Here is a 24,224-nt window from a genome sequence, read left to right as displayed (position 1 = left end):
AGGCCGGCTGTCCGCCGCGGGCTACGAGGGGCTCTCAGACGGGCCTGATGTTGTGGTTGAAGCGGAACACGTTGTCCGGGTCGTACCGCCGCTTCAGCTTCTCCAGGCGCAGGGTGTTCCCCTCGCCCAGGCCCGCCCTGACCCGCTCCGGGCCCTCGTCCCCGATGAAGTTCAGGTAGACGGCGCCGGTGCTCCACGGCCGGACGCCGGCGCGGACGTCCCGCACCCAGGCGGTCGCCCGCTCGTCGTCGGCCGGATCCTCCCAGAGGGCGAGCGGGTGCACGGCCCAGGCCGCGTCCCGGTACGGCACCGGGTACTCGTGCGGACCGGCGGCGATCGCCCCGCCCTGCGGGAACAGCAGATGCTGCGTGCGGGTCGGCACCGGCATGCTGTCCGCGCGGGCGCAGAAGACCTCCACCAGGTCGTCCGGGAGCGCGGTCAGGTACTCCGCCGACCAGTGGTTGCGCATCCCGGGCGGAAAGTCGAGCATGCACTGCACGTCGGCGTACGGCATGTCACCGGCCAGCTCCACCTCGTGCGGCAGCGCGAGCAGCGGCTCGGCGAGCTTGCGCAGGTCGTCCTCGCCGCCGGCGTAGGTCAGCAGGGCCGCGCACACCAGCTTGCCCACCAGCTCAGGGGGCGTGAACTCGTCGGACGGGCCGGTCAGGTACAGCACCGCGCCGCCCGCCTCGTCCGGCCCGGTACGGATGATCTCGCGGAAGGTGCGGGTCACGTCCGGTCCGTGCTGCGGCAGGAACATCAGCAGGACGATCGAGAACTCCGGCAGCTCGTGCAGCCGCAGGGTCAGTGCGGTGGCGACGCCGAAGTTGCCGCCGCCACCGTGCAGGGCCCAGAACAGCTCGGGGTTCTCGTCGGCGTTCGCGTGCACCCGCTCGGCGTCGGCGGTGACCAGTTCCACGCCCAGCAGGTTGTCGACGGCGAGGCCGAAGGTCCGGTCCAGCCAGCCGGTGCCGCCGCCCAGGACGAAGCCGCCGACACCGGTGGTGGACGCCCGCCCACCGGTTGTCGCGAGGCCGTAGGGCTCGGTGGCCCGGTCCAGATGGCTCATCGTGGCACCGCCCTCGACCCGGACCGCCTCGGCCACCGGGTCGACGGTCACCCGGTGCATCCGGCGCAGGTCCACCACGAGCGCGCCGTCGCCCAGCGCCGTCCCGGCCACGCCGTGGCCGCCGCCGCGCACCGCGATGTGCAGGTCCAGCTCCCTGCCGAAGCGCACGGCCCGCACCACGTCGGCGGCGTCCGCGCACTGTGCGATCACGGCCGGCCGCCGGTCGATCATCGCGTTGAAGACGGTCCGGGCCTCGTCGTAGCCCAGGTCCCCGGGGGCGAGCACGTCGCCGACCAGATCCTCGCGCAGCGCGGCGAGGGCCGCGCCCGCCTTCGACGGGGGAGCCATGGCCGCCCCCTTCCGTGCAGGGGCTGGGTGACCCTCCCAGGGTAGGCGCGCGCGGCCCGGTGCTCCCGCTCAGCCGCCGTACGCCCCGGAGGCCGTCAGCCGCAGCGCGGTGTCGATCAGCGGAACGTGGCTGAAGGCCTGCGGGAAGTTACCGACCTGGCGCTGCAGGCGCGGGTCCCACTCCTCGGCGAGCAGACCGAGGTCGTTGCGCAGCGCGAGGAGCTTCTCGAACAGCTTGCGGGCCTCGTCCACCCGGCCGATCATCGCCAGGTCGTCCGCCATCCAGAACGAGCAGGCCAGGAAGGCGCCCTCGTCGCCCGGCAGGCCGTCGACGCCCGTGTTCTCGCCCTCCGTCGGGTAGCGCAGGATGAACCCGTCCGGGGTGGACAGCTCGCGCTGGATGGCCTCGATCGTGCCGATCACGCGCTTGTCGTCCGGCGGCAGGAAACCCATCTGCGGGATCAGCAGCAGCGAGGCGTCCAGCTCCTGGGAGCCGTAGGACTGGGTGAAGGTGTTGCGCTCCTTGTCGTAGCCCTTCTCGCACACGTCCCGGTGGATGTCGTCGCGCAGCTCCTTCCAGCGCTCCAGCGGGCCGTCCGCGTCCCCGGACTCGATCAGCTTGATGGTGCGGTCCACCGCCACCCAGGCCATCACCTTGGAGTGCACGAAGTGCCGGCGCGGGCCGCGCACCTCCCAGATGCCCTCGTCCGGCTCCTGCCAGTGGTCCTCCAGGTAGCGGATCAGCTTCAGCTGGAGCAGGGAGGCGTAGTCGTGGCGGGCCAGACCGGTCATGTGCGCCAGGTGCAGGGCCTCGGTGACCTCGCCGTACACGTCCAGCTGGAGCTGGTGGGCCGCGCCGTTGCCGACCCGGACCGGGGCGGAGCTCTCGTACCCCGGCAGCCAGTCCAGCTCGGCCTCGCCCAGCTCGCGCTCGCCCGCGAGACCGTACATGATCTGCAGGTTCTCCGGGTCGCCGGCGACCGCGCGCAGCAGCCACTCACGCCAGGCGCGGGCCTCCTCGCGGTAGCCGGTGCGCAGCAGCGAGGACAGGGTGATCGCCGCGTCCCGCAGCCACGTGTAGCGGTAGTCCCAGTTGCGGACACCACCGATGTCCTCCGGCAGGGAGGTGGTGGGGGCCGCGACGATGCCGCCGGTGGGGGCGTACGTCAGTGCCTTCAGGGTGATCAGCGAGCGGATCACCGCCTCGCGGTACGGACCGTGGTACGTACAGTGCTCCACCCACTCGCGCCAGAACTCCTCCGTCGCCTCCAGCGACTGCTCCGGCTCCGGCAGCGGCGGCGCCTCCTTGTGCGAGGGCTGCCACGAGATGGTGAACGCGATCCGGTCACCCGGGGCGACCGTGAAGTCGGCGTAGGTGGTCAGCGCCTTGCCGTAGGTCTCGGCCTCTGTGTCGAACCACACGGAGTCGGGACCGGCGACCGCCACCGTCCGGCCCTCGTGCTTGTGCACCCACGGCACGACCCGGCCGTAGGAGAACCGCATCCTGAGGGCCGAGCGCATCGGCACCCGGCCGGTGACGCCCTCCACGATCCGGATCAGCTGCGGCGCGCCGTCGCGCGGCGGCATGAAATCGGTCACGCGGACCGTGCCGCGTGGGGTGTCCCACTCCGACTCCAGGATCAGCGAGTCGCCGCGGTAGCTGCGCCGGGCGGCGGTGGGGGGCTTGGCGTCGGCGGCGTGCGCCGGGCCGAGCCGCCAGAAGCCGTGCTCCTCGGTGCCCAGCAGGCCGGCGAAGATGGCATGCGAGTCGAAGCGGGGCAGGCACAGCCAGTCCACCGTGCCGTCCCGGCAGACCAGTGCGGCGGTCTGCATGTCTCCGATGAGTGCGTAGTCTTCGATGCGCCCGGCCACGTGCAACTCCAGTCGAACGGCCACGTCACCCCCGCGCAGGGGGCTGTCGCTAGTGCGGTCAAGGGGTCGTTGTTATGCGTCGTTGAGCGGTGAAGCAAAGCAGTTTGCCGAGCCCTGAGGCAACACGACAGTCTTTGCTCAACGAACTGCCGCGCTCTCGTTGTTCCGGGTGATGGTGGCGGGGGTGTGCCGTCGTTCCGGCCGGGCTCGGCAGAGAATGTCCGAGCAGGATACGACGCACGTAGATGATCTGCGTGCCGCTCCGGGCAACCCGTGTGGGCCGAACGAGTGAGCAGCCGGTGACATCAGTGTGACCGCGACGCGCCGCGGTGACCATTGTGGCCCCGCGGTGTGCCCGGGCGAGCGCGGAGCGTGGCCGGAAGCCATCTCCTCCGGGCGCTGATACCCTGGTAGCCCGTGGACCGGTGGGCCTGAAACCCCCGAACCGCAGCGACGGCACCTCCGGAAAACTCCGGGCGGGCAGCCGCCCCGCATCACAGACAGCGACCACGGGAGTCCCCTCTTGGCCATGCCGCCCAAATCCACGACGACCAAGCACATCTTCGTCACCGGGGGTGTCGCCTCCTCTCTCGGCAAGGGCCTCACCGCCTCCAGCCTGGGCATGCTGCTCAAGGCCCGGGGCCTGCGCGTCGTGATGCAGAAGCTCGACCCGTACCTGAACGTCGACCCCGGCACGATGAACCCCTTCCAGCACGGTGAGGTGTTCGTCACCAACGACGGCGCCGAGACCGACCTGGACATCGGCCACTACGAGCGCTTCCTCGACCGGGACCTGGACGGCTCCGCCAACGTCACCACCGGTCAGGTGTACTCGACGGTGATCGCCAAGGAGCGGCGCGGCGAGTACCTGGGCGACACCGTGCAGGTCATCCCGCACATCACCAACGAGATCAAGCACCGCATCCGCCGCATGGCGACGGACGAGGTCGACGTCGTGATCACCGAGGTCGGCGGCACGGTCGGCGACATCGAGTCGCTGCCGTTCCTGGAGACCGTCCGCCAGGTCCGCCACGAGGTCGGCCGGGACAACGTGTTCGTGGTCCACATCTCGCTGCTGCCGTACATCGGCCCGTCCGGCGAGCTGAAGACCAAGCCGACCCAGCACTCGGTCGCGGCGCTGCGGAACATCGGTATCCAGCCGGACGCGATCGTGCTGCGCTGCGACCGCGAGGTCCCGACCGCCATCAAGCGCAAGATCTCGCTGATGTGCGACGTCGACGAGGCCGCGGTCGTGGCCTGCCCCGACGCCCGGTCGATCTACGACATCCCGAAGACCGTGCACGGCGAGGGCCTGGACGCCTACGTCGTCCGCAAGCTGGACCTGCCGTTCCGTGACGTGGACTGGACGACCTGGGACGACCTGCTCGACCGCGTCCACAACCCCGACCACGAGATCACCCTCGCCCTGGTCGGCAAGTACATCGACCTGCCCGACGCCTATCTGTCGGTCACCGAGGCGCTGCGCGCCGGCGGCTTCGCCAACAAGGCCCGCGTCAAGATCAAGTGGGTCACCTCCGACGACTGCAAGACCCCGGCCGGCGCCAAGGCCCAGCTCGCCGACGTCGACGGCATCTGCATCCCCGGCGGCTTCGGCGACCGCGGTGTGCTCGGCAAGGTCGGTGCCATCCGCTACGCCCGCGAGAACAGGATCCCGCTGCTCGGCCTCTGCCTGGGCCTGCAGTGCATCGTGATCGAGGCCGCGCGCAACCTCGCCGACATCCCGGACGCCAACTCCACCGAGTTCGACCCGGCCACCGCCCACCCGGTCATCTCCACCATGGCCGAGCAGATGGACATCGTCGCCGGTGAGGGCGACATGGGCGGCACCATGCGGCTCGGCATGTACCCGGCGAAGCTGGCCGAGGGCTCCATCGTCCGCGAGGTGTACGACGGCAAGGAGTACGTCGAGGAGCGGCACCGCCACCGCTACGAGGTGAACAACGCCTACCGCGCGGAGCTGGAGAAGAAGGCGGGGATCCTGTTCTCCGGCACCTCCCCGGACGGCAAGCTCGTCGAGTACGTGGAGTACCCGCGCGACGTCCACCCGTACCTGGTCGCCACGCAGGCGCACCCCGAGCTGCGCTCGCGCCCGACGCGTCCGCACCCGCTCTTCGCCGGCCTCGTGAAGGCCTCGGTCGAGCGGAAGAATTCCAAGTAACACACCGGTTGTACGGTGGCCGGGGTGCATACCTTCAAAGGTGGGCACCCCGGCTTTCGTATGGAGCCGGATTTTTACCTGCACGTGTGGGAGGACAGGGCATGACGATCAAGGACACCCCGGAGGAGTGGGAGATCCGGGGGACGGAGACCCCCTTCGTGGGCAACAAGACCTCCGTCCGCACGGACGACGTGGTCATGCCCGACGGCTCCGTGGTCCGCCGCGACTACCAGGTGCACCCCGGCTCGGTCGCCGTCCTCGCCCTGGACGAGGAGGACCGGGTCCTGCTGATCAACCAGTACCGCCACCCCGTGCGGCAGAAGCTGTGGGAGATCCCGGCCGGTCTGCTCGACGTGCCCGGCGAGAACCCGCTGCACGCGGCCCAGCGGGAGCTGTACGAGGAGGCACACGTCAAGGCCGAGGACTGGCGGGTGCTGACCGACGTGTACACCACCCCCGGCGGCTGCGACGAGGCCGTACGGATCTTCCTCGCGCGTGATCTGTCCGAGGCCGAGGGGGAGCGCTTCGAGGCGGAGCACGAGGAGACCGACATGGAGCACGCGCGTGTGCCGGTCGACGAGCTGGTGCGCCGGGTGCTGGCCGGTGACCTGCACAACAACTGCCTGGTGGTGGGCGTCCTGTCGCTGGTCGCCGCCCGCGGCGGGGACGGGCTGGACGCCCTGCGGCCGGCCGACGCGCCGTGGCCGGCGCGCCCCTTCGCGTCCTGAGCCGCACCCGTCCGGCGCACTGGTGTGACCATCGCCTGATCCGATCGGGCGATGTGTCCGCCGCGCTCCTCACGGAACGTCGCAGAGAGTGAACTAGGCTCTGCAAACGCCCGTGACGGAAGAACCGGCGGGCTTGCGCGTGCGGTGGGACGGGAGTGTGGCCCGTGACGGATCAGGCGGTGGACACAGACGATGCGCGGCTGTCCGCGCACCCGGCCGCGAACGGTCATTTCCTGGGCCGCACGCGGGAGTTGAAGGAGCTGCGCGCCGACATCGAGCGCGCGGGCCTGGACACCCTCTCCGGCCGCAAGGCGCCTCGCGCGCGCGTGCTGCTCATCGCCGGCCGCCCCGGTTCGGGCCGGACCGCGCTCGCCGAGGAACTCGTCCGGCAGGTCGCCGAGCGTTACCCCGACGGGGTGCTGCGGGCCCGGCTCAGCGAACCCGACGGCACCCCCGTCCCGGTCGAGCGCACCGCCCGCGAGTTGCTGGCCGCGCTGGAGCTGCCCGCGCCCGCCGGAGCGGCCGAGGACGATCTGACCGCGGCGCTGCGCACGGCCCTCGCCGACCGGCGGGCGCTGCTCCTGCTGGACGACGCGGCCGGCGCGGACCAGGTGGACGCGCTGCTCCCGGACGCACCCGACTGCCTGGTGGTGGCCGTCTCCGGCGGTCCGCTCACCGGGATCGCCGACGTCCGCCCCTGCACCCTGGGCGGTCTCGACACCAAATCGGCGGTGGACCTGCTCACCGGATTCACCGGCGCGGTCCGCATCACCGTCGACCCGCGCTCCGCGGAGAGCCTGGTGGAGGCCTGCCAGGGCCACCCGGCCGCCCTGGTCCTGGCCGGCGGCTGGCTCGCCGCACGTCCCCAGGCCGCCGTCTCCGACCTCGCCAAACGGCTGCACGCCGGTGCAGACGACGGTACCGACGGCACCCCGCTGGCCCGCGTCCTGCGGCTCGTGTACGCCCAGCTGCCCGGCCCGGCCGCCCGGATACTGCGACTGCTCTCCCTCGCCCCGGTCGGCCTGATCGACCCGCACACCGCATCCTCCCTCGCCGGCTGCTCGGTCGACGCCGCCCGCGCCGTCCTGGACGACCTGGTCGCCCTGGGCCTGCTGCGCGGGACGGACTCCCCGCTGCCCCAGTACGACGTCCCCGGCTGTCTGCACCCCCTCCTGCGCGCCCTCGCCGAGAGCCAGGAGCGGCCCGCGGAGCTGCAGCTGGCCCGCGCCCGGATGCTGGAGCGGACGGTACGGCTGCTGCAGTCCTGCCGGGCGATCACCGAGACGGACAGCCCACAGGCCCGGGAGAAGCTGAGCGCGATGCCCCGCGAGGTGCGCTTCCCGAACCCCAGGGCAGCCGCCGACTGGCTGCGCATCCGGCGGCCCGCCCTGCTGGCCTCCGCGCGCCTGGCGGTGGCCGACGGGGAGCTGGACACCCTGGCCAGGCGGCTGCTGTCCCAGCTGGTCAGGGCCATCGTGGCGCATGAGGGCACCCAGGCCGCGGCCCCCGACCTGTACGGCGTCCACGGCCTCGTCCTGGATGTCGCCGAGCGCCGCGGGCTGCCCCGCGAGAAGGCCGCGGCCCTGCTGAACCTGGGCGATCTGGACGCGCAGACCGGCCGCACCCGGGACGCGCTGGCCCGCTACCGGGCCGCGCTGGACGCCGGACGCGAGGCGAACGACCCGTATGCGACCGGCCGCGCGATGGAATCCGTAGGCGGCGCGTACCAGGAGCTGGCGGACTACGACCGGGCCGCCGACTGGTTCGGCCGGGCCCTGGCCGAGCGGCTGGCCCGGGGCGAGCGTGAGCAGGCCGCCCGGCTGTACGGCCGGATCGCCACCGCCCACACCTACGCGGGCCGTTACGGCGAGGCCCTCAGGAACTGGCGGGCCGCGGTCGCCGGCTACCGAAAGAGCGGCGATGTCGCGGCCCACGCGCGGGCGTTGAGCGAACTGGCCCGGGTGCAGGAGTACGCGGGGCGGCCCGAGGAGTCGCTGCGTACCTGCCAGGAGGCGGTGGAGTGGGCGCGGCGCGCCGAGGACGTCCGCTTGCAGGCCGCGCTGCAGCTGCGGCTGGCCGACACCCTGGAGCGCCTGGGCGACCCCGCCTCGGCCCATCTGCACCGCGCGGCGGCCGAGCGCATGCTGGATGAGGAGCCACCGGAGAGCGACGAAAGGCCGGAACACGGCGTTAGCGCCTGCGAAATCCGCAGTACATCCAGCGAAGATTGATGCAATGAAAGGCTAGACAGGCGGAACGCCTTCATTAAACTGGCTCTGCCGCACGTTCTCCTGCGGTGTCTCCCGGTGTGCCCATGCATGCCTGGTTATGTCATGTAGCGCACCCTCCGTACCCTCTGAGCCAAGGACCGTGATCGACGTGAAGGTCGGCATCCCCCGCGAGGTCAAGAACAACGAGTTCCGGGTGGCCATCACCCCCGCCGGTGTGCACGAGCTGGTGCGCAACGGCCACCAGGTCGTCATCGAGCGGGGCGCCGGCCTCGGCTCCTCGATCACGGACCAGGAGTACGTCGCCGCCGGTGCCGCCCTCCTCGACACCGCCGACGAGGTGTGGGCCACCGCCGACCTGCTGCTGAAGGTCAAGGAGCCGATCGCGGAGGAGTACCACCGCCTCCGTAAGGACCAGACCCTCTTCACCTACCTGCACCTGGCCGCCTCCAAGGAGTGCACGGACGCGCTCATCGAGTCCGGCACCACGGCCATCGCCTACGAGACGGTGGAGCTGCCGAACCGCGCGCTGCCGCTGCTCGCCCCGATGTCCGAGGTCGCGGGCCGCCTGGCCCCGCAGGTCGGCGCCTACCACCTGATGCGCGCGGCCGGCGGCCGTGGCGTGCTGCCGGGCGGCGTGCCGGGCGTGACCCCGGCCAAGGCCGTGGTCATCGGCGGCGGTGTCTCCGGCTGGAACGCCACCCAGGTCGCCGTCGGCATGGGCTTCGACGTGACCCTGCTCGACCGCGACATCAACAAGCTGCGCGAGGCCGACCGGATCTTCGGTACGAAGGTCAAGGCGATCATGTCCAACTCCTTCGAGCTGGAGAAGGCCGTCCTCGACGCCGACCTCGTCATCGGCGCGGTCCTCATCCCGGGCGCCAAGGCCCCGAAGCTGGTCACCAACGAGCTGGTGTCCCGCATGAAGCCCGGAAGTGTCCTTGTCGACATCGCGATCGACCAGGGCGGCTGCTTCGAGGACTCCCGTCCCACCACGCACGCCGAGCCGACCTTCCGCGTGCACAACTCGGTCTTCTACTGCGTCGCCAACATGCCGGGCGCGGTGCCGAACACCTCCACCAACGCCCTCACCAACGCGACGCTGCCGTACATCGTCTCGGTCGCCAACAACGGCTGGGTGGAGGCGCTGCGCCGCGACCCCGCGCTCGCCAAGGGTCTCAACACCCATGACGGCAAGGTCGTTTACAAGGAGGTCGCCGAGGCGCACGGCCTGGAGCACGTCGAGCTGGACTCGCTGCTCGGCTGACCCCCGTGACCTGGTGAGTCGCTAAGTCGCCCGCGGGCAAAAGGCGATTCGTCAACACGTCTCGTCAACATCGCGCACCCGGCCGGACCTTGCCCGACAAGGTCCGGCCGGATGTGTGTATGGTCACTTTGCGGCTCTCGGCCAACTCGCCTCGAACGTAACCCTTCGACCGATTCGCACACCGGTGAAACCTGCTGTGCGACGGCCGTACGCCCTTGACAGCGAGATGTTTCATTGCCGACACATCCTGCCGGGTCCGGCGGATTGTGTTGCTGCGGACCGCCGACACGCCATAGAGTCGCCAACCGTCGGCATGGTGCCACGCTGACCTTGTCTAGAAGTTTCCTGGTCACCAAGGAGGTAAGACGACTTGTGAATGAGTCGACATTTTCTCCCGGGGGTGGTCAACCAGGAATGCCGGTACGGGGCCAGGGCCCCACGGGATTCGAGGCTGTCGGCTCCGTAGCTGTGCGCACCTTCGCAGCCCACCAGAGTCCGGGGCCGCAACCGGCCCGGACAGCACACCAGAGCATGGATGGCCATCACGTGAACGCCATGGCCGGCGACGGAAGTGGCGCGCCCCACAACCACTTCGCCGACTACGACGAACTGCCCGAGGGGCACTTCTACGACCCCGACGCCGAGTACGAGCCCGATCCCGAGTACGCGGCCACGCTGGCGCCCGACGCGGCCCGCCAGCGCCGTGAGCGCATCGGCCCGACCGGACGCCCGCTGCCGTACTTCCCGATCCCGGGCCCGCTGACCGACCACGGCCCCGCGAAGATCATCGCGATGTGCAACCAGAAGGGCGGCGTCGGCAAGACGACGTCGACCATCAATCTGGGTGCCGCGCTCGCGGAGTACGGCCGGCGCGTGCTGCTCGTGGACTTCGACCCGCAGGGCGCGCTGTCGGTCGGACTCGGCGTCAACCCCATGGAGCTGGACCTCACCGTCTACAACCTGCTCATGGAGCGGGGCATGTCCGCGGACGAGGTGCTCCTGAAGACGGCGGTCCCCAACATGGACCTGCTGCCCTCCAACATCGACCTGTCGGCCGCCGAGGTCCAGCTGGTCTCCGAGGTCGCCCGCGAGTCGACGCTGCAGCGCGCGCTCAAGCCGCTGATGGACGACTACGACTACATCGTGATCGACTGCCAGCCCTCGCTCGGCCTGCTCACGGTCAACGCGCTGACGGCCGCGCACAAGGTGATCGTGCCGCTGGAGTGCGAGTTCTTCGCCCTGCGCGGTGTGGCCCTGCTGACCGAGACCATCGAGAAGGTCCAGGAGCGGCTCAACCCCGAGCTGGAACTGGACGGCATCCTCGCCACGATGTACGACTCGCGCACCGTGCACAGCCGTGAGGTGCTCGCGCGTGTCGTCGAGGCGTTCGACGACCACGTCTACCACACGGTCATCGGGCGCACGGTCCGCTTCCCGGAGACCACGGTCGCCGGTGAGCCGATCACCACCTACGCCTCCAACTCCGTCGGTGCCGCCGCCTACCGCCAGCTCGCCAGGGAGGTGCTCGCCCGGTGTCACGCCGAGTGAGTCTGCCCGGGGCCGACGAACTGTTCCGTACGACAGGGGGGATGGCGCTCCAGCCGTCCAGTCCCCGGCGCGGGACCAACGGTGAGGCCCGGGTGCCGGCTCCCGCGGGGGAGAGCGACGAGGTGGCCGCCGCCGAGGACGCACCGCAGGCGGTGCCCGTCCAGAGCGGTGACGGAGAGGGCGCGGAGCATGTCGCGGCGGAGGCCGAGCAGGCCGACGCCGGCGAGTCCCGCACGCGCCCGGCGCGTCGGCAGGCGGCGCAGGAAGGTTCTGCCCCCGCGCAGCCGCGCCAGCGCGGGCGGGCGGCGTCCCGGCGGCCCAGCGGACGCGAACGCCACGACGAGAAGATCACGGTCTACGTCTCGGCCGAGGAGCTGATGGACCTGGAGCACGCTCGTCTCGTGCTCCGCGGCGAGCACGGCCTCGCCGTCGACCGCGGGCGGATCGTCCGCGAGGCGGTGGCCGTGGTCCTGGCCGACCTGGAGTCCCGCGGGGACGCGAGCATCCTCGTACGACGGCTGCGCGGGCGGTAGCGGTAGCCTGCGGGGGCCATGACCTCGAACGAATCCGGCTCCGCCGGGCGCCGCCGGGTCCTCGGGCGGGGCCCGGGGGCTGCGGTTCGCTCTGCGCCGGCTCCGGTGGACAGCCCGCCCGTGACCGAGGCCGAGTCCCCGGCCGAGCCCGGCGGTCACAACGGCGGCCGTCCGGAAGAGACGCCCGAAGTCGTCGTACCCCAAGGCCCCGCAGCCGCCGGACCCGTAGAGCGGTCAGCCGCCGTTTCCGAGGACTGCGGAGTCTCCGTACCCGTGGATCCGGAAGCCGCCGAATCCCGGGATCGGGCCCCCGCCGTCCCCGCAGAGCCCGCGGCCGGTGAACCCGAAGGCCCGGCCCCCGCCGTCCCCGCAGAGCCCGCAGGCGCCGAAGTCGTAGAGCCTCGTGACGGCGTTTTCACGGTGCGCCTCGCCAACTTCGAGGGGCCCTTCGATCTGCTTCTCCAGCTGATCTCCAAGCACAAGCTGGACGTCACCGAGGTCGCCCTGTCGAAGGTCACCGACGAGTTCATGGCGCACATCCGGGCCATGGGGCCGGACTGGGACCTGGACCAGACGACCGAGTTCCTGGTCGTGGCCGCCACCCTGCTCGACCTGAAGGCGGCCCGGCTGCTGCCGGCCGCCCAAATCGAGGACGAGGCCGACCTGGCGCTGCTGGAGGCTCGGGACCTGCTGTTCGCGCGGCTGCTCCAGTACCGCGCCTACAAACAGATCGCGGACATCTTCAACGAGCGCCTCGACGAGGAGGCCCACCGCCACCCCCGCACCGTCGGCCTGGAACCCGAGCACGCCGAGCTGCTGCCGGAGGTCGTCATCAGCATCGGCCCCGAGGGCTTCGCCAAGCTCGCGGTCAAGGCGATGCAGCCCAAGCCCAAGCCGCAGGTCTACGTCGACCACATCCACGCCCCGCTGGTCAGCGTCCAGGAGCAGGCGGGGATCGTGGTGGCGCGGCTGAAGGAGCTGGGCGAGGCGAGCTTCCGGGCTCTCGTGGCGGACACCGACGACACCCTGACGGTCGTGGCGCGGTTCCTCGCCCTGCTGGAGCTGTACCGGGAGAAGGCCGTCGCCCTGGAGCAGGAGACCGCGCTCGGGGAGCTGACCGTGCGCTGGACGGGCGGGGACGCGGACGCGGCGCCGATGGTCACCGACGAGTTCGACCGGCCGCGCGAGGCGCCCGAGGAGGAGAAGAAGGCATGAGCGAGGAGACCGCTGAACTCCCGGCGGGGCCGGGCGGCGTCGCCGACCTGGAGCTGAAGCCCGCCCTGGAGGCGATGCTCATGGTCGTGGACGAGCCCGCGACCGAGGAGCACCTGGCCAGGATCCTCGAACGGCCGAAGCGGCAGATCGCGGACGCGCTGCGCGAGCTGGCCGACGAGTACACCGTGCAGGGCCGCGGTTTCGAGCTGCGCTTCGTCGCCGGCGGCTGGCGCTTCTACACCCGCGGCGCGTACGCGCCCGCCGTCGAGCGGCTCGTCCTGGACGGCCAGACCGCCCGCCTCACCCAGGCCGCGCTGGAGACCCTCGCGGTCGTCGCCTACCGCCAGCCGGTCAGCCGCAGCCGCGTCTCCGCCGTGCGCGGAGTCAACTGCGACGGCGTCATGCGCACCCTGCTGCAACGCGGTCTGGTCGAGGAGGCGGGCGCGGAACCCGAAACAGGTGCGATCCTGTACAGGACGACGAACTACTTCCTGGAGCGGATGGGCCTGCGCGGCCTGGACGAACTTCCGGAGCTGGCGCCCTTCCTCCCGGAGGCGGAGGCGATCGAGGCCGAGACCCAGGAGGGAGTCCCGTCGTTCGACCCGGACGCGCCCGACGCGCCCGGCGGTCAGGACGCAGACGACTAAGACGGAAACCTTGATGCGAAGCAGCGGCAGCGGCAAGAGCGGCGGGCGCGGTAACTACCGCGGTGCCGGCAACGACAGGGACCAGAAGCAGGGGCAGGGTCGTCCCCGCAAGCCCCGCCCCGAGGAGCGCCGCTACGACGTGGGGCCCGGGGCCACCAAGGACGGCCCAAAGGCCGGTCGTGGCGGTGCCGCGCGGGGCGGCGCCAAGGGCGGCCCGAGGAAGCCCCAGGAGGGCGGCCGTACGGCGCCCGCGCGCTCCCGCGAGTACGAGACGCGGGTCGAGGAGCGCAACCGGGAGCGGTACGCGGGCAAGAAGGACGTCAAGCTGCCCAAGACCTTCCCGGGCGCCGAGCAGGAGGGCGAGCGCCTGCAGAAGGTTCTCGCGCGCGCGGGCTACGGCTCCCGGCGCGCCTGCGAGGAGCTGATCGAGCAGGCCCGGGTCGAGGTGAACGGCGAGATCGTGCTCGAGCAGGGCCGCCGTGTGGACCCGGAGAAGGACGAGGTCAAGGTCGACGGCCTGACGGTCGCGACCCAGTCGTACCAGTTCTTCTCGCTGAACAAGCCCGCCGGTGTCGTCTCCACCATGGAGGACCCGGAGGGCCGCCAGTGCCTCGGGGACTACGTCACCAACCGGGAGACGCGCCTCTTCCACGTCGGCCGGCTGGACACCGAGACCGAGGGCGTCATCCTGCTCACCAACCACGGCGAGCTGGCGCACCGCCTCACGCACCCGAAGTACGGCGTGAAGAAGACCTACCTCGCGCACATCGTCGGCCCGATCCCGCGCGACCTCGGCAAGCGCCTGAAGGACGGCATCCAGCTGGAGGACGGCTACGCGCGCGCGGACCACTTCCGGGTCGTGGAGCAGACCGGCAAGAACTACCTGGTCGAGGTGACCCTGCACGAGGGCCGCAAGCACATCGTGCGGCGCATGCTCGCCGAGGCCGGCTTCCCGGTCGACAAGCTGGTGCGCACCGCGTTCGGGCCGATCACGCTCGGCGACCAGAAGTCCGGCTGGCTGCGGCGCCTGTCGAACACCGAGGTCGGCATGTTGATGAAGGAAGTCGATCTCTAAAACGCCTTGCCGTGATCACCATCCCCTTTTATGGTCAGAGTGACGATAAAAGGGGATGGTGATCACGTGCCCACACGTGCCGCGACCGGAGCACTTCTCGGCCTCGCCCTCGGGGACGCCCTCGGCTACCCGACCGAGTTCATGACCGTGCCGTCGATCCTCGCCCGGTTCGGGTCCTGGCGGGAGTTGGAGCTGCCCCAGCGGGCCCTCGTCTCCGACGACACGCAGATGACCCTCGCCCTCGGGCGGGCGCTGCGGACGGCCATGGAGCGCGGGTACCTCGCGCCGCTGCGGCTGGCCCGGCCGCTGCGCGAGGAGTTCGTGGACTGGTACCGGTCGCCGGAGAACAACAGGGCCCCGGGCAACACCTGTTTGACGGCCTGCGGTCTGCTCAAGGAAGAGGGCCGCGCCTGGCAGGACGCCAGCCAACTCGGCTCCAAGGGCTGCGGCGCCAACATGCGGGTGGCGCCGATCGGGCTCGCCCCGGGACTGAGCGACGAACAGCGCGCCGGCGCCGCCCAGTTGCAGTCCGCGCTCACCCACGGCCACCCCACCGCGCTGGCCGCCTCCGACCTCACCGCCCACGCCGTCCACCTGCTCGCGCAGGGCGCCGACCCGACGGGCCTGGTCGGCCGGTTGCGCTCGTACGCGCTGGAGCACCGCACCCACTACGACCACACCTGGCTCGGCGATCTGTGGACCCGCTCCCAGGACCCCGGCCCCGAGCACTTCATCGCGCGCGGCTGGGACGAGTGCCTGAGAATCCTCGACCGCCTCCAGGAGGCCGTACGGACCGCCTCCCCGGAGGCCGACCCGTGCCTGGCCACCGGCGAGGGCTGGATCGCCGAGGAGGCCTTCGCCACCGGGCTGCTGTGCTTCCTGCTCTTCCCGGACGAGCCGGTCACCGCCCTGCGCCGGGCCGCCTGCACCGCCGGCGACTCCGACTCCATCGCCTGCCTCACCGGCGCCTTCGCAGGCGCCTGGCTGGGCGCGGACGCCTGGCCCGCCGACTGGACCGAGCGGATCGAGTACCGGGGCGACCTGTTGGCGCTGGGCACGCTCTGGGACGCTTAGGCCCATGATCGAAGACCTCGACATCGACCTCGCACCCGTGGTCGCGGAACAGCCCGACCCCCTGTTGTTCGCGACCGTCTCCGGAGCCCACCTGTACGGCTTCCCCTCGCAGGACTCGGACGTGGACCTGCGCGGCGTCCATCTGCTGCCGGCGGCCGAACTGCTCGGGCTGCGCGAGCCGGAGGAGACCCGGTCGCGGACCTGGGTGCGCTTCGGTGTCGAGCTGGACCTCGTCACCCACGACCTGCGCAAGTTCGTACGGCTGATGCTCCGCCGCAACGGCTACGTCCTGGAACAGCTGCTCTCCCCCCTGGTCGTGCACAGCACCGAGGCGCACCGGGAACTGGCCTCGCTCGTGCCGGGCGTCCTCACCAGCCACCACGCCCACCACTACCGCGGCTTCGCGGTCACCCAGCAGCGGCTGTTCGACAAGACCGGCGAACTCAAGCCGCTGCTCTACACGTTCCGGGTGCTGCTCACCGGCATCCACCTCATGCGCAGCGGCGAGGTCCAGGCCCATCTGCCCACGCTCCTGGAGCACGTCGACGCCCCCGGCTACCTGCCCGAGCTGATAGCCGCCAAGGCCGAGCGGGAGCACGGGGCGGCCGCTGTCGACCACGCGCGCGTGGAGGCCGACGTGGAGCGGCTGCACGCGCTGCTCGACGAGGCGCAGGCCGCCTCAGCCCTCCCAGACGCGCCCACCGCGTACGACGCCCTGCACGACCTGGTCGTACGGCTGCGCCTGCAGGGCTGAGGAGCGGCGCACCCGGAAGAGGAAGTCCGCCACGCGCGCGCGGTCCGGCTCCGGCGGCAGCGGGGTGCCCCGCAGGGCCTCCTCGGTCTCGGCCGCCAGCCGGACCAGCCACGCCTCGGCCTGCGCCCACGGCACCTCGCCGCGCTTCACCGCCAGCAGGGGCTCGCGCTGGTCACCCACGTCGATGCGCAGCTCCCCGGTGCGCAGCAGGTCGCGGGCGCTGATCAGGAGCCGCAGCAGGTGCATCGCGTGCTTCCAGCGAGGCGCGCCCGTCGTGCGGACGTCCGCGTCGAGCTTCTTGCGCTGGCCGAGGGCGTAGCGGGTGAAGGTGTCGTGGACCTGGCGGGAGAGGAAGGCGTCGCGCAGGGACAGCAGCTCGCGGCCGGTGTCGTCCAGGTGCTCCACCAGCGGGGAGTGCAGGCACTCCAGGATGTTCGGGTTGCCGCGCAGCGCCAGCTCGCAGAACCGCTCCAGCTCCCAGGAGAACTGCTCCTCGCCAGGCCCCTCCACATGGGTCGGCGGCTTCTCGAACCGCCAGTAGAGGGGAGTGGGGGCGAGGAACACGCCCCGCCGGTCGGTGTCGCTCGTCTCCGTCGCCAGGCCGAAGGCCCGGGAACCCATGACACAGGCGTAGATCGTGTGGTGGCGTACCAGGTGCTCGGGGTTCTCGGGCTGCATGCCCGGAGCGTACGCGGGCGCCTCACGCCAGGCGGATCGAATTTCCCTGCACCTCGATCGTCTCGGCGGGCAGCGGCCTGGCCGCCGGGCCGTGCGCCACCGAGCCGTCGGCGATGTGGAATCTGCTGCCGTGGCAGGGGCAGTCGATGGTGCCGTCCGCCACCTGGTTCACCGTGCAGCCCTGGTGCGTGCAGACCGCCGAGAACGCCTTGAAGTCCCCCTTCTTCGGCTGGGTGACCACGATCTTGCGGTCCTTGAAGACCTTGCCGCCGCCCTCCGGGATGTCACTCGTCTTCGCCAGCTCCTTCCCGCCGGATCCGGACGCCGGTGAGGGGGACACCGAGGTTTCGGGCGCCGAGGATTCGGGCGCCGAGGATGGGGACGTCGAGGAACTCTTGTCGTCGCTGCCGCATCCCACACAGGGCGCGGCGAGCGCCGCCGCGCCCGTCGCCAGAACCGTGCGCCGCGTCGCGGGCTGGGTCATGTCACCACTCCGTACAGACGTTGAAGGACAAGGGAACGAACCGGTCCATACCGGAACGTCCGCATCGTCTCAGTGATCGGGCGCCACACGCCCCACCCGCGCGGGCTGACTACGCTGGACGGGCCAGCACAGACACACCTGTCAGCGAGGAGCAGCGCCGTGGCGGTACGAGCGGTCCGGGGGGCCGTCCAACTTGAGCGGGACGAGGCCGGACACATGGACGAGCAGGTCGGGGCGCTGCTCACCGCCATCCTGGAACGGAACGGCCTGACCGCCGACGACCTGATCAGCATCTGGTTCACGGCCACCCCCGACCTGCACAGCGACTTCCCGGCCGCCGCCGCCCGCAAGCTGGGCATCGTCGACGTCCCCCTGATCTGCGCCCAGGAACTCGACATCGAGGGCGCCATGCCGCGGGTGGTGCGGGTCCTGGCGCACATCGAGTCGGACCGGCCCCGCGCCGACATCGCCCACGTCTACCTCGGCGCCGCGGCCGCCCTGCGCAAGGACATCGCCCAGTGAGAACCGCACTCGTCGTCGGAACCGGCCTGATCGGCACCTCCGCCGCCCTCGCCCTCGCCCAGCGCGGGGTCACCGTCCACCTCGCCGACCACGACCCCGAGCAGGCCCGTACGGCCGCCGCGCTGGGCGCCGGCACCGACGAGGCACCCGACGGACCCGTCGACCTGGCGATCGTGGCCGCCCCGCCCGCGCACGTGGCCGGCGTCCTGGCCGACGCCATGCGCCGGGGTGCGGCCCGCGGCTACCTGGACGTCGCCAGCGTCAAGGGCGGCCCGCGCCGCGAACTGGAGGCGCTCGGCCTGGACCTCACGGCGTACATCGGCACGCACCCCATGTCCGGCCGCGAGAAGTCCGGCCCGCTGGCCGCCACCGGCAACCTGTTCGAGGGCCGCCCCTGGGTGCTCACCCCGACCCGGGACACCGACACCGAGGTGCTGAACCTCGCCCTGGAACTGGTCTCGCACTGCCGGGCCGTCCCGGTCGTCATGGACGCCGACGCCCACGACCGCGCCGTCGCCCTGGTCTCCCACATGCCCCACCTGGTGTCCAACATGGTCGCCGCGCGCCTGGAGCACGCCGAGGAGGCCGCCGTACGGCTGTGCGGACAGGGCATCCGGGACGTGACCCGGATCGCCGCCTCCGACCCGGGCATGTGGATCGACATCCTGTCCGCGAACCCGGGCCCGGTCGCCGACCTGCTCTCCGACGTCGCCGCCGACCTGGACGAGACCGTGCGGGCCCTGCGTGCCCTGCAGTCCTCCGACGAGGCCAAGCGGCGTGAGGGCGGCGCCGGCATCGAGGACGTGCTGCGCCGCGGGAACGCGGGCCAGGTGCGGGTGCCCGGCAAGCACGGCAGCGCGCCGCGCAGGTACGAGACCGTCGTCGTGCTCATCGACGACCAGCCCGGCCAGCTGGCCCGCATCTTCGCGGACGCGGGACGGGCCGGGGTCAACATCGAGGACGTGCGCATCGAGCACGCGACCGGTCAGCAGGCCGGCCTGGTGCAGCTCTCGGTCGAGCCGAAGGCGGCGGCGGTGCTGAAGGAGGCGTTGCGCGAGCGGGGCTGGGCCCTGCGGCAGTAATGCCCGGTGAGGGCGCCTCCCGCGAGCCAGTAACCTTGTGCGGGGCGCCCTCGCGTCCCGCACCCCGCCCACCACCCTTCACCAGGAAGGTGCCCTCCCGTGGAAAACGGCGCCGCCCCGACCGCCAAGCCCGTGATCGTCGCCATCGACGGTCCCTCCGGCACGGGCAAGTCGAGCACGTCGAAGGCCGTGGCCGCGCAGCTCGGCCTGAGCTACCTGGACACCGGTGCGCAGTACCGGGCGATCACCTGGTGGATGGTGAACAACGGCATCGACCTCGAGGACCCGACAGCCATCGCCGCCGTGGCCGGCAAGCCGGAGATCGTCTCCGGCACCGACCCGGCCGCCCCGACCATCACGGTCGACGGCGTGGACGTGGCCGGCCCGATCCGCACCCAGGAGGTCACCTCCAAGGTCAGCGCGGTCAGCGCGGTGCCCGAGGTGCGCGCCCGGATCACCGAGCTGCAGCGCTCGCTGGCCACCGGTGCGGAGCACGGCATCGTGGTCGAGGGCCGGGACATCGGTACGACCGTCCTGCCGGACGCCGACCTGAAGATCTTCCTCACCGCCTCCCCGGAGGCCCGCGCGGCCCGCCGCAGCGGCGAGCTGAAGGGTGCCGACATCCACGCCACCCGCGAGGCGCTGATCAAGCGGGACGCGGCCGACTCCAGCCGCAAGACCTCGCCGCTCGCCAAGGCCGACGACGCGGTCGAGGTGGACACCACCGAGCTCACCCTCGCCCAGGTCATCGAGTGCGTCGTCACCCTGGTCGAGGAGAAGCGGGCCGGAAAGTGACCCAGCCGTCCCTCCCCTCGGAGCGGGGTGCCGAGGTCGGGCGGCGCATCGGCGTCGGCCTGATGTACGGGCTGTGGCGGCCGCGCGTGCTCGGCGCCTGGAAGGTGCCCGCGACCGGACCGGTGATCTTCGCGGTGAACCACTCCCACAACATCGACGGCCCGATGGTCATGGGAGTGGCGCCCCGGCCGACGCACTTCCTGATCAAGAAGGAGGCGTTCGTCGGCCCGCTGGACCCCTTCCTGACCGGCATCGGCCAGCTGAAGGTGGACCGCGCCTCCGCCGACCGGGCCGCCATCACCCAGGCCCTCGGCGTGCTCGAGGCCGGGGGAGTGCTGGGCATCTTCCCGGAGGGCACCCGGGGCGAGGGCGACTTCGCCTCCCTGCGCGCCGGGCTCGCCTACTTCGCGGTCCGCAGCGGGGCGCCGATCGTGCCCATCGCCGTCCTGGGAAGCTCCGAGCGGCCCGGTCGGTTGATAAAGGCACTGCCTCCGCTGCGCTCGCGCGTCGACGTCGTCTTCGGCGACCCCTTCGACGCGGGCGACGGCAGCGGGCGGCGCACGCGCAAGGCGCTGGACGAGGCGACCGAGCGCATCCAGAAGCAGCTCACCAGCCACCTGGAAAACGCCAGGCGCCTGACCGGGCGCCGGGCGACACTTGAGTAGTGGATCAGCCGGGAGAAAACCGGACCGATCCACCGACCACCACGAATGAACGACGAGGTACGGACTTCATGAACGACGACATCCAGCCCGACGGCTCGGCCGAGCACGAGTACGAGCACGGGGCTCTCGGCGACGCCGAGTACGCGGAGTTCATGGAGCTCGCCGCGGAAGAGGGCTTCGACATCGAGGACGTCGAGGGCGCCATCGAGGCGGCGGGCCACGGTCCGCTGCCCGTGCTCGCCGTCGTCGGCCGCCCCAATGTCGGCAAGTCGACCCTCGTCAACCGGATCATCGGCCGCCGCGAGGCCGTCGTGGAGGACCGGCCGGGCGTCACCCGCGACCGCGTCACCTACGAGGCCGAGTGGGCCGGCCGCCGCTTCAAGGTCGTCGACACCGGCGGCTGGGAGCAGGACGTCCTCGGCATCGACGCCTCCGTGGCCGCCCAGGCCGAGTACGCGATCGACGCCGCGGACGCGGTCGTCTTCGTCGTGGACGCCAAGGTCGGCGCGACCGACACCGACGAGGCGGTCGTACGGCTGCTGCGCAAGGCCGGCAAGCCGGTCGTGCTGTGCGCCAACAAGGTCGACGGCCCGAGCGGCGAGGCGGACGCGGCCTACCTGTGGAACCTCGGCCTCGGCGAGCCCCACCCGGTCTCGGCGCTGCACGGCCGCGGCACCGGCGACATGCTCGACGCCGTCCTCGATGTCCTGCCGACCGCCCCCGAGCAGTCCTTCGGCACCGCCGTCGGCGGCCCCCGCCGTATCGCGCTCATCGGCCGCCCGAACGTCGGCAAGTCCTCCCTGCTGAACAAGGTGGCCGGCGAGGAGCGCGTCGTCGTCAACGAGCTGGCGGGCACCACCCGCGACCCGGTCGACGAGATGATCGAACTCGGCGGCAAGACCTGGAAGTTCGTCGACACCGCCGGCATCCGCAAGCGCGTCCACCTCCAGCAGGGCGCCGACTACTACGCCTCCCTGCGCACGGCCGCCGCCGTGGAGAAGGCCGAGGTCGCGGTCGTCCTGATCGACGCCTCCGAGAACATCTCCGTGCAGGACCAGCGGATCGTCACCATGGCTGTCGAGGCGGGCCGCGCGCTGGTCATCGCCTACAACAAGTGGGACACCCTCGACGAGGAGCGCCGCTACTACCTGGAGCGGGAGATCGAGACCGAGCTGGGCCAGGTCGCCTGGGCCCCCCGGGTCAACGTCTCGGCCCGCACCGGCCGCCACATGGAGAAGCTGGTCCCGGCGATCGAGACCGCCCTCGCCGGCTGGGAGACCCGCGTCCCCACCGGCCGCCTCAACGCCTTCCTCGGCGAGCTGGTCTCGGCCCACCCCCACCCGGTCCGGGGCGGCAAGCAGCCGCGCATCCTCTTCGGCACCCAGGCCGGCACCAAGCCCCCGCGGTTCGTGCTCTTCGCCTCCGGCTTCATCGAGGCGGGCTACCGGCGCTTCATCGAGCGCCGGCTGCGCGAGGAGTTCGGCTTCGAGGGCACCCCGATCCACATCTCGGTGCGGGTGCGCGAGAAGCGCGGCGCCAAGAAGAAGTAACAGCCGTACGACGTGAAGGGCGGCCCAGGTTCCCCAGGGGCCGCCCTTCACCGTTCGTCCGTCACACGCCCCGGCGTGGTCCCGGCGGCAGCGGCAGGGCCGCCGGGACGTGGTGCATCCCGGTGTCCTGGTGCCGCCCGAGCGTGCCGACCCGCTGCCACTGCCCGTGGGACTGCGACTGCTGCCGCGCGCTGTACGCGCCGGCGCTGTAGGCGCTGTACGAGCTGCTGAACGACCCCGCCCGGTGCCCGCCGTACGACCCGACACCGTCCGAGAGATCTCCGAAGGCGCTGAACCGCAGATTCTCCTCACCGCTGCGGTCACCCGGCAGCGTACGGAAGGTCTTGACCCACTCCGCGTAGAGCGTGTCGTAGATCGGCGTGGCCGATGGCCCGCCGGCCCCCTCCTGCCCTGTCCGGGCGGACGGTACGGAGGCGAAGGAGGACCGGCGAGGAGGGGGAGTGTCGTATGCGTGCACGTATGTCCAAACGACCGGAACCTCGAAGAGATGCGGTCACGGCATCAGGGGCGCGGGCAACCGCGCGAGAAACCACGGGCGAACCCCAGCCGCCGGCCCACGCGCAGTCCCCGCCCGGTGGGCGAACTCACGTACCCGCGAGAGGAAGCGCCGCGGCCACCAACTTGCCGTTCGCCGCAGCCCTGTCGAGTGCCTCCCGCAGCAGATCCTCCCGCGGCTGCCGCCCGATCGACCCCACCGGCGCCGCGAACATCAGCACCTGCTGGTGCTTGTTGGCCGCCGCCCGCCAGCTGTCCGTCACCTGCAGCGGCTGGTGCGCCTGCCACCAGGCGACCGGCTGCCCCCCGTTGAGGCCGGGCTGGAGCACCGCGTGCAGCTGGCCCACGGCGAGCAGCACCGACCAGCCGTGCAGCACCGGCGGCACCGAGGCCAGCTCGGTCACCGGCATGTAGCCCTGCTCGATGAGCAGCGGGAGGAAGTCGTCGCCGGCCCCGATGGTGCCCGGGCGCACGATCGGCGAGGTCGGCTCGACGACGAGCGCGGGGTGCAACTCGCCCTCGATCAGGACGAGTCCGCTCGTCACGCCGAGCACCGCCTGCTCGGGCACGGCCTGTGTGGCGGCGCCGGCGAAGTCGCCGCCGGTGCCGCCGATGGAGCGGACGGCGCCCTGCAGCTGCTCCTCGGTGACCTGGACGACCTGCGAGGGCAGGCAGCCGGCGTGGGCGAAGGCGAGGACGGCGGTCTCGTCGCCGATGAACAGAACGGTGCTGGTGCGCTCCTGCTCGGAGTCGCCCGGGGTGCGGCAGGACGTGCAGTCGTAACTGCCCGGGGCGTTCTCTCCGGCGAGCAGCCGGTCGGCTTCTTCGTCGCCGATCTCGGCGCGTACGGCGTCGCTGACGTCGAGCATGCGCGGCACGGTGGCTCCCTCGGGATGCGGTGCTGGGTCGGCCGGGTGGCTCCCGGCCGATGAGCCCCGGGGTTCCGGGCTCATGAAGAAGACAACGGACGTCCTGTGGTGGGAGTCACGCCCCGAGCCGAACCGGTTCGAACCATCCACCGCACAGCGTCACCTTCGGTGCGGAACCTGCCACTCACCGTCAACTCATCGCGTGGTCAAGGGACTTGAATGGGTGAAGTGGGTCACAGGCCGCTGGGGCGGTTGGTCGACAAATGCCGAAATCGACGGATGAAATAGGTGGCCGAAAATCGCCGATACTCGCGGTAACAGGCAACTGGCCTGGACCGACGAGCAGTTGGTTGATTCCGGCCGCTCGTCCTCCCTACATTCCTCCGCCGTGTGCAACGAGCACCGCTCGGGTACGTCCGCCGGCCGGCACAGGCAGAGCACCGTCGCCGACACCGGCCGCGGCGGACGGGGCGGGCGCGAGGAGCCGCGGTGATCCGCGGCGAGGCGCGCTCCGCCTGGGGGAGCC

22 protein-coding genes are annotated in these 24,224 nt (G+C 71.6%); 16 read left to right on the top strand and 6 right to left on the bottom strand.

Annotated features, from left to right (window positions below; genetic code table 11):
• Nucleotides 1-34: 34 nt before the first annotated feature.
• Complete coding sequence (locus tag ACGFRF_RS40415) at nucleotides 35-1,417, bottom strand: FAD-binding protein (RefSeq protein ID WP_393748937.1); 1,383 nt, start codon at nucleotides 1,415-1,417, stop codon at nucleotides 35-37.
• Between the two features lie 69 nt (nucleotides 1,418-1,486).
• On the bottom strand, nucleotides 1,487-3,289 hold the full coding sequence (locus ACGFRF_RS40410; protein WP_393748964.1) for a glycoside hydrolase family 15 protein: 1,803 nt from the start codon (nucleotides 3,287-3,289) through the stop codon (nucleotides 1,487-1,489).
• A gap of 529 nt (nucleotides 3,290-3,818) precedes the next feature.
• Here ACGFRF_RS40410 and ACGFRF_RS40405 point away from each other — a divergent pair.
• The 11 genes from ACGFRF_RS40405 to ACGFRF_RS40355 all read left to right on the top strand — a co-directional run bounded on the left by ACGFRF_RS40405 (nucleotide 3,819) and on the right by ACGFRF_RS40355 (nucleotide 16,537).
• Nucleotides 3,819-5,468, top strand: a complete 1,650-nt coding sequence (locus tag ACGFRF_RS40405) for a CTP synthase (protein ID WP_393748935.1) — start codon at nucleotides 3,819-3,821, stop codon at nucleotides 5,466-5,468.
• Nucleotides 5,469-5,569: 101 nt separating this feature from the next.
• A complete protein-coding gene (locus ACGFRF_RS40400; RefSeq protein ID WP_393748933.1) occupies nucleotides 5,570-6,196 on the top strand; it encodes an NUDIX domain-containing protein in 627 nt (208 codons plus the stop codon).
• Nucleotides 6,197-6,360: 164 nt separating this feature from the next.
• Entirely contained in the window at nucleotides 6,361-8,427 is a 2,067-nt protein-coding gene (locus tag ACGFRF_RS40395) for a tetratricopeptide repeat protein (RefSeq protein WP_393748932.1), read from the top strand.
• A 139-nt stretch (nucleotides 8,428-8,566) separates the two neighbouring features.
• A complete protein-coding gene (gene ald, locus ACGFRF_RS40390; protein WP_393748930.1) occupies nucleotides 8,567-9,691 on the top strand; it encodes an alanine dehydrogenase in 1,125 nt (374 codons plus the stop codon).
• A 414-nt stretch (nucleotides 9,692-10,105) separates the two neighbouring features.
• On the top strand, nucleotides 10,106-11,239 hold the full coding sequence (locus tag ACGFRF_RS40385; RefSeq protein ID WP_393748928.1) for a ParA family protein: 1,134 nt from the start codon (nucleotides 10,106-10,108) through the stop codon (nucleotides 11,237-11,239).
• Nucleotides 11,224-11,772 (top strand): hypothetical protein, encoded by a 549-nt coding sequence (locus tag ACGFRF_RS40380; protein WP_393748926.1) that lies wholly within the window; start codon nucleotides 11,224-11,226, stop codon nucleotides 11,770-11,772. Before ACGFRF_RS40385 ends, ACGFRF_RS40380 begins: the two co-directional genes overlap by 16 nt.
• An 18-nt stretch (nucleotides 11,773-11,790) precedes the next feature.
• A complete protein-coding gene (locus ACGFRF_RS40375) occupies nucleotides 11,791-12,987 on the top strand; it encodes a segregation and condensation protein A (RefSeq protein WP_393748924.1) in 1,197 nt (398 codons plus the stop codon).
• Nucleotides 12,984-13,634, top strand: a complete 651-nt coding sequence (gene scpB / locus ACGFRF_RS40370) for an SMC-Scp complex subunit ScpB (protein ID WP_393748922.1) — start codon at nucleotides 12,984-12,986, stop codon at nucleotides 13,632-13,634. The genes ACGFRF_RS40375 and scpB overlap by 4 nt, the downstream gene beginning before the upstream one ends.
• Nucleotides 13,635-13,647: 13 nt before the next feature.
• The gene (locus ACGFRF_RS40365; protein WP_393748920.1) at nucleotides 13,648-14,709 is read left to right on the top strand and encodes a pseudouridine synthase; all 1,062 of its coding nucleotides are present in this window, start codon (nucleotides 13,648-13,650) and stop codon (nucleotides 14,707-14,709) included.
• A 30-nt stretch (nucleotides 14,710-14,739) separates the two neighbouring features.
• Nucleotides 14,740-15,783, top strand: coding sequence for an ADP-ribosylglycohydrolase family protein (locus ACGFRF_RS40360; protein WP_393748918.1), 1,044 nt, complete (start codon nucleotides 14,740-14,742; stop codon nucleotides 15,781-15,783).
• A gap of 4 nt (nucleotides 15,784-15,787) precedes the next feature.
• Nucleotides 15,788-16,537, top strand: coding sequence for a DNA polymerase beta superfamily protein (locus ACGFRF_RS40355; RefSeq protein WP_393748916.1), 750 nt, complete (start codon nucleotides 15,788-15,790; stop codon nucleotides 16,535-16,537).
• Here ACGFRF_RS40355 and ACGFRF_RS40350 read toward each other — a convergent pair.
• Both ACGFRF_RS40350 and ACGFRF_RS40345 read right to left on the bottom strand, forming a co-directional pair.
• Entirely contained in the window at nucleotides 16,463-17,215 is a 753-nt protein-coding gene (locus tag ACGFRF_RS40350) for a DNA polymerase beta superfamily protein (RefSeq protein ID WP_393748914.1), read from the bottom strand. The genes ACGFRF_RS40355 and ACGFRF_RS40350 overlap by 75 nt on opposite strands.
• Nucleotides 17,216-17,237: 22 nt before the next feature.
• Nucleotides 17,238-17,699 (bottom strand): Rieske (2Fe-2S) protein, encoded by a 462-nt coding sequence (locus tag ACGFRF_RS40345; protein ID WP_393748912.1) that lies wholly within the window; start codon nucleotides 17,697-17,699, stop codon nucleotides 17,238-17,240.
• A 159-nt stretch (nucleotides 17,700-17,858) separates the two neighbouring features.
• Between ACGFRF_RS40345 and aroH the strand changes: the two genes are divergently transcribed.
• From aroH to der, 5 genes are all read left to right on the top strand, one after another.
• Complete coding sequence (aroH, locus tag ACGFRF_RS40340; RefSeq protein ID WP_393748910.1) at nucleotides 17,859-18,221, top strand: chorismate mutase; 363 nt, start codon at nucleotides 17,859-17,861, stop codon at nucleotides 18,219-18,221.
• Nucleotides 18,218-19,303, top strand: coding sequence for a prephenate dehydrogenase (locus ACGFRF_RS40335; RefSeq protein WP_393748908.1), 1,086 nt, complete (start codon nucleotides 18,218-18,220; stop codon nucleotides 19,301-19,303). The genes aroH and ACGFRF_RS40335 overlap by 4 nt, the downstream gene beginning before the upstream one ends.
• A gap of 99 nt (nucleotides 19,304-19,402) precedes the next feature.
• Entirely contained in the window at nucleotides 19,403-20,098 is a 696-nt protein-coding gene (gene cmk, locus ACGFRF_RS40330; RefSeq protein ID WP_393748906.1) for a (d)CMP kinase, read from the top strand.
• A gap of 62 nt (nucleotides 20,099-20,160) precedes the next feature.
• Nucleotides 20,161-20,763: a lysophospholipid acyltransferase family protein gene (locus ACGFRF_RS40325; RefSeq protein ID WP_393748962.1), complete on the top strand. Its 603-nt coding sequence runs from the start codon at nucleotides 20,161-20,163 to the stop codon at nucleotides 20,761-20,763.
• 68 nt (nucleotides 20,764-20,831) lie between these two features.
• The gene (gene der, locus ACGFRF_RS40320) at nucleotides 20,832-22,313 is read left to right on the top strand and encodes a ribosome biogenesis GTPase Der (RefSeq protein ID WP_393748904.1); all 1,482 of its coding nucleotides are present in this window, start codon (nucleotides 20,832-20,834) and stop codon (nucleotides 22,311-22,313) included.
• 61 nt (nucleotides 22,314-22,374) lie between these two features.
• Here der and ACGFRF_RS40315 read toward each other — a convergent pair whose 3' ends face one another.
• Nucleotides 22,375-22,791 carry a hypothetical protein gene (locus ACGFRF_RS40315; protein ID WP_393748902.1) on the bottom strand — a complete coding sequence of 139 codons (417 nt, stop codon included), beginning with the start codon at nucleotides 22,789-22,791 and terminating at the stop codon, nucleotides 22,375-22,377.
• A 127-nt stretch (nucleotides 22,792-22,918) separates the two neighbouring features.
• On the bottom strand, nucleotides 22,919-23,707 hold the full coding sequence (locus ACGFRF_RS40310) for a hypothetical protein (protein ID WP_393748900.1): 789 nt from the start codon (nucleotides 23,705-23,707) through the stop codon (nucleotides 22,919-22,921).
• Between the last annotated feature and the right edge of the window lie 517 nt (nucleotides 23,708-24,224).

The organism is Streptomyces sp. NPDC048521 (genome assembly GCF_043199855.1).
Taxonomy (GTDB): Bacteria; Actinomycetota; Actinomycetes; order Streptomycetales; family Streptomycetaceae; genus Streptomyces.
Note: the sequence above shows the minus strand (reverse complement) of the source record. Positions and strands in the feature narration are given on the sequence as shown.